Raw genomic sequence first — 6,106 nt, forward strand, 5'->3', positions numbered from 1 at the left:
GGGTCTTATTTGTCCGAAATCACCGATTTTCGGCCGAAAATCATAGAATAAGAGACCGCAGTTCCCCTCGCCTATCCCAAGCGCCGCTTTATTGGCAAATAGGGGATCATAGTTCCCTCAGCATGCGCTGTCCCGAGAGTTTGCTGCGAGTGGATGTCCCCTGACTGGAGTTGGCAGCTGCCATGTGGCGGCGACACAGCGGTTTGAGTTTGGTTTTTCATACATTTTTACATTATTTCTGTATAAACAAAAGCTGATATAATTGATATCATTGTGAGTAAGAATGATGGCGATTTCAAGGTTGAAAGGAAAGGTGGTKGGCAATGTGTCTGTCGCCCCCGTACGCGTGCTGATTATTGATGATGAATTGCCGTTAAGACAAGAACTCCGATCCATKCCATGGTCTATTTTTGGCGCTGAACTGGTTGGTGAGGCCGAGAATGGGGAAGAGGCGCTGGAGCTATGCATAGCTTTGGAACCTGATCTTGTTATTTCAGATATTACGATGCCTATCATGGATGGCTTGGAATTGTTCCGCAATGTCAAAAAAAGATTTTCGCATATTCAATTCGTCCTATTAACCTGTCATAGCGATTTTCATTATGCCCAAGAAGCGCTGAAGTTAGGAGCCCTGGACTATTTTACGAAGCTGTCTTTTGATGAAGAGGACATGAAGACAGCGATTGAAAAAGCGAGAGCAGCGATCAGACGTGAGGTTGATCTCAAGCATTATGAACAAGAACGGATGTGCCGAGAGTTGGCTAACCCGCCGAAGCCAGGGACGAGTGACGAACGGAAGATTCGAAAAGACGTCCAGCTTGCCCAGAAGATCATCGAGATCAAGCTCGGTGAGCCGATTACGCTGACGTGCGTTTCGGAAGAGGTTGGGCTGAGCTCCTATTATCTTAGCCGGCTGTTCCGGGAAGAAACCGGGGAATCCTTCAATGATTATGTGACCCGGCTGCGCATGGAGAAGGCCATGAATCTGCTTCAGAACACGCAGCTCAAAGTGTACGAAGTCGCCGAACAGGTAGGCATTCCAAGCTACCGTTATTTCTCGCAGCTTTTCCGAAATTGGACCGGCGTAGCACCTACAGATTATAAAAAGGGATGATGCCAATATGAAAGCACTTATCTCATGGTTTGGCAGCTGGAGCATGTTGGCCAAACATTTTCTGTTTTTGTCCCTGGGAACACTTGTGCTGTTAGGCGGGCTCGGCTACATCAACTTGCGCGAAGCAGAGGGATTGTTTCGCAGGCAGGTCGTGTCGGATGCCCAAATCATTATTGACCGAACTAATCTCTATATGAATGCCTATTTGGACAATGTGCAGAATATCCTTTTACTGATTTCGACCCGAGAAGATTTGTTAAATGTGGGCATGGAAAAGGAGGCCTCGGATGTTCTGCGCTCGTATGCGAATATGAATAGATCGCTGTATAAGTCACTCTATTTGGTTGGTGTAGATGGCCATGTCATTTCTAACTCGCAAACGACCTTCGATATTATTGGGAATCCGGAAATCCCTAATCTGCTTGAAAAAGCCAAGCAAACTTACGGGATCTTTATCACAGAGCCCTATCAATCCCCCATGTCGGGTAAAACTGTCGCTTTTGTGCTGCCGATTCAATCGTCTTCGACGAAGTCGCTGAAAGGGATTGCCGTTGTGGAAATCGATCTTGTTCAATTAACGAATATGATCGCGCAATTCATGAATACGAAGAATCAAACTTTTGCCATCATCACGAATAAAAAAAATGTTGTCCACTCGTTTGATGTGGGGCTCCCGCTCAGCTCCTATCGGCTGCTGCCTTATCATACGTCTGTATACCCGCCGGAGCTGGATGAAGGGTTCGTCGATCAAGTGTCGGATCTTCCTCTCGGAGCATCGGAGATCGAGGGCCCTCAGGGCAATTTGGTTGCGGTCAAGTCCGGCATGAATAATCTTGGCTGGTATTTCATTGCCTTTTATGAAAATAGCTTCTTCTATCAAAATATTGCAAGCTTATATCGAAATTTCAGCACGGCAGGCGTTTTCTGGATATTCCTCGTCCTGGCCAGCACGTACATGATAAGCCGATATATTACGCTGCCAGTACGTACATTGGTTGCCAAAATGGATCGGGTGCGAGATATGGATGTGCTTCACACGATACACGCGACCGGAAATGATGAAATTGGCCGTTTGGCGCGAAGCTATAATGCCATGATGGAGCGGATTCATCATCTGCTGCAGGAAACGAAGGAAGCGGAACGCCGCAAGAAGCATTTTGAGCTGAAAATGCTGCAGAGTCAGATTGCGCCGCATTTCCTGTATAACACCCTTGCTTGCATTAGTTCTTTGGCTAAGCAGCACAAAATCTATGAGGTACGGGAAACGATCAAGACCCTAGTTGGTCTGTTGTCTTTCAGCTTCGATAAGAGCACTGAATTCGTTACTTTAGCGGACGAACTGGAAGGGCTGCGCATGTATGCGTACATCCAGAAGGTGCGCTATGGCGATAAGTTCAAGATGGAGATCGACGCAGCACCTGCCACGTTATCCAAAACAATTCTCAAGTTGACCTTGCAGCCGCTAGTGGAGAATGCCATTTTCCATGGGATTGTTCCGCTCAAACGCGAGGGGATGATCCATATACGGGCCAAGTGTGTGAAGGATAAATTAATTATTACAATTAGGGACAACGGGCTCGGGATGAAGCCGGAGGTCCTGAATAGTCTGTTCGAAGAGCGGCACAAAGCGCCGAGCAAGCATAGATTCACGGGAATCGGGATTATGAATGTCCATGAGCGGATTGGGCTTCATTTTGGAACGACGTATGGTCTGTCCATATTCTCCTTGCCCGAAATCGGAACGTTGATTCGAATCGAACTTCCGGCAATGGAACATGAACAGACAGCAAAAAACAATTAAAGCGTTTGCAAGAATTCGGACATTTTCGCAGGATCACTGTATATTTTCCAAAGAAAGCGCTTGCTATACTTAACTCAACCCGTTAGGAAGCGAGTGATCAGATGGAAAAGAGGTGGCCTCATGGAACAGCAAGTCATGGTTGGACAGGAAGCAAAAGCGGGTAGAAAAACAAAAGAAGCGAGGCTTAAATTATCTGCGAAGCAGGTTTGGGCCTTTCGGGCTTTTTATCTCATGCTTTTGCCTGGCGTTATTTATTTCGTCATCTTCCGCTATATTCCCATGTATGGTGTGATTATTGCTTTTAAGGATTTTCAAATATTGGACGGCATTCTCGGCAGTGGTTGGGCGGATCCATGGTACAAGCATTTTCAGACGTTTTTTGATTCCCCGTATTTCGGGCAGCTGATGGTCAACACGTTCGTTATTAGCATCTACAAGCTGCTGTTTGGGATGGCACCGCCGATTATCATGGCTTTGCTGCTCAATGAGTGCAGGCTGCGGTGGTTCAAAACCGTCGTGCAAACGCTAACGTATATGCCGCATTTCTTATCTTGGGTCATCATCTACGGTATCCTCATCGCGCTGCTTTCCCAGAATTCCGGGATCGTCAACCGCTTTATCGAAGATGCGGGCGGACAGTCTATTGGCTTCATGACCTCGATTGATTATTTCCGGACCATTCTTGTAAGTTCGGAAGTGTGGAAGGATCTCGGCTGGGGCGCGATCATCTACTTGGCTGCGATGACAGCGATTGATCCGACCTTATACGAGGCAGCACGTGTGGATGGCGCAAGCCGCCTGCGGATGATTTGGCACATTACGCTGCCAGGCATTCGAAACATCATTGTGCTTTTGCTCATTTTGAAGCTGGGTCATATTATGGATGCTGGTTTCGATCAAATTTACATTTTGTATAACATTCAAGTGTATCAAGTTGCGGATATCTTGGATACCTGGGTATTCCGGACAGGGCTGCAGCAGCTCAACTTCTCACTGGGGGCCGCCGTAGGATTATTCAAATCTGTCATTGGACTTGTCCTGGTACTAGGCTCCAATCAGTTGTCCAAGAAATGGGGTGATGGCATATGGTAAGAGGCTGGGAAGACCGGATCGTAAATACGATTGTTGTTGTCATCCTCGGACTTACTGCATTGGCGGCGATTGTACCGCTGATGTACGTGATTGCCGTGTCCATCACACCGTTCTCCGAGGTACTGAAGAATGGAGGTTTCATCCTCATTCCGAAGTCCATCACTTTTAGCGCTTATCACAAGCTTTTCACTGAAACGAATATTCCAAAAGCTTTCTGGGTGACAATCTTCATCACCGTTGTAGGCACGATTGTGAACCTGATATTGACTTTGCTGATGGCTTATCCGCTTAGCCGTCGCAATCTCCCAGGCAGAAGCTACGTCCTTCTTATGGTTGTGTTTACGATGTTGTTCAGCGGAGGGCTCATTCCGACTTATTTAGTTGTGAAATCCTTAGGTCTCTTGGATTCCGTCTGGTCGATGATTCTGCCGAATGCAATTTGGGCCTTCAATATTTTGATTATGAAAAGCTTTTTTGAAAACCTTCCTGAAGAGCTGTTTGAATCGGCTCGGATGGATGGAGCGAAGGAATTCCGGATTCTCTGGCAAATCGTATTGCCGCTCTCTGTACCGTCTATGCTCACAATTGGGTTGTTCTACATGGTCGGCCATTGGAATGAATTTTTCCAAGCGATTATGTATGTAACGGATCGCAATTTGTTCCCCTTGCAGGTCGTTATTAGAGAAATTCTCATGCTGACCCAGCAACCGCTGGAAAATGCCGAAAATATGCTTCCTACCGAAACGATGCAAATGGCGTCTGTTGTTGCTGCAAGCTTACCGATCATTATCGTGTATCCGTTCATTCAAAAGCATTTCACCAAAGGAATGTTGATGGGCTCCGTCAAAGGTTGACCCCGTTGAATGCATCAGGACTGCAGCCTGATTCGTTCTGTAACGGCGACAATAGAAGCAACTTTTATTTTAAAAGAAAGAAGGGGTATCTATGAAAAAGAAATTGCTCGTACCAATTCTTCTCGCCATGACTTTCGCCGGTGGAACGCTGATTGCCGGTTGCGGTGCAGCACCTGCTGCGAATAAGCCATCTGACAAAGCTGCGGAAAGCGGCAAACCGGCTGCTAACGCGAAGCCCGTTAAGCTTGATATTATCGAAACGGGCAGCGGTCTTCCTTCTCCAGATCAGGACATTATTAAGCAGGAGCTAGATAAAGCGCTGGGCACGGATCTTAATTTGACCGTATATGCATCTGGTGATGATTACAAAAATCAATTAAACGTGCGTATGTCATCGGCGAACTTCCCTGATTTATTCGCTGTAGACCGCCAGCAATTAAAGCAATTTACGGATCAGGGCCTGCTGCTTGATCTTACGCCTTATTTGGATAAACTTAAGCCGGTACAAGATTTCATTGGGGCTGACAGTTTGAAGAAAGGGATGCTGAATGGCAAAACGTATGCCATCGCGAAGTCTCCGCAAGTTCCTTACAACACCTATTGGATTCGCCAGGATTGGCTCGACAAGCTGAATCTGAAAGTGCCAACTACGCCGGATGAAATGCTCGAAGTTGCTAAAGCGTTTACAGAGAAAGATCCGGACGGTAATGGAAAAAAAGATACGTATGGCCTCACTGGCGGCAAACTGGGAGCTTTTGATACCATTTTTGGAGCCTATGGTGTAGGTATGGATGGCGGCACACCGACAGTCTACGTGAAAGATAATAAAGTGGTGAACTCGCTATATGATCCTGGAATGAAGGATGCGCTTGCTTTTATCCAGAAAATGATTGCTTCCGGTTCCGTTGATCCCGAACTTCTGGCTAACTCCGGCCTTCAGCACCAGCAAAAAGCGATTAAAGGGCAAGCGGGTATCGTCTATCTGGATTGGCCGAATGTGACGAAGGAACAATTTGTTGAACAAATTAAGGCTGTAAATCCGAATGCCAATTGGGTGCAAGTGGATGCTTTAAAAGGTCCTGGCGGCAAATTTGCAAGCGCCTATGATATTGGTAAGGCAGCAGCGTTGTACGCCGTGCCGAAGTCCCTTGAGAAAAATCCGGAGAAACTGCAGAAGGTTATTGACTTGCTGAATTATGTTTCTTCGAAGGATGGTTCTTTGTTAGTGCAATACGGGGTGAAAGG

The 6,106-nt window shown here is 46.7% G+C and carries 5 protein-coding genes; all 5 read left to right on the plus strand.

Features of this window, described 5'->3' with window-relative positions; genetic code table 11:
* Positions 1 to 325 precede the first annotated feature (325 nt).
* Positions 326 to 1,114, plus strand: coding sequence for a response regulator transcription factor (locus AC1DUA_RS19595; RefSeq protein ID WP_477501368.1), 789 nt, complete (start codon positions 326 to 328; stop codon positions 1,112 to 1,114).
* 7 nt (positions 1,115 to 1,121) lie between these two features.
* On the plus strand, positions 1,122 to 2,915 hold the full coding sequence (locus AC1DUA_RS19600; RefSeq protein ID WP_477501369.1) for a cache domain-containing sensor histidine kinase: 1,794 nt from the start codon (positions 1,122 to 1,124) through the stop codon (positions 2,913 to 2,915).
* A 231-nt stretch (positions 2,916 to 3,146) separates the two neighbouring features.
* A complete protein-coding gene (locus AC1DUA_RS19605) occupies positions 3,147 to 4,007 on the plus strand; it encodes an ABC transporter permease (protein WP_477501372.1) in 861 nt (286 codons plus the stop codon).
* The gene (locus tag AC1DUA_RS19610) at positions 4,001 to 4,861 is read left to right on the plus strand and encodes a carbohydrate ABC transporter permease (RefSeq protein ID WP_477501370.1); all 861 of its coding nucleotides are present in this window, start codon (positions 4,001 to 4,003) and stop codon (positions 4,859 to 4,861) included. Before AC1DUA_RS19605 ends, AC1DUA_RS19610 begins: the two co-directional genes overlap by 7 nt.
* Before the next feature lie 91 nt (positions 4,862 to 4,952).
* A partial coding sequence (locus tag AC1DUA_RS19615) for an extracellular solute-binding protein (protein WP_477501371.1) occupies positions 4,953 to 6,106 on the plus strand: 1,154 nt, incomplete at its 3' end.

The sequence above is a fragment of the Paenibacillus sp. 01T422 genome (assembly GCF_056398785.1).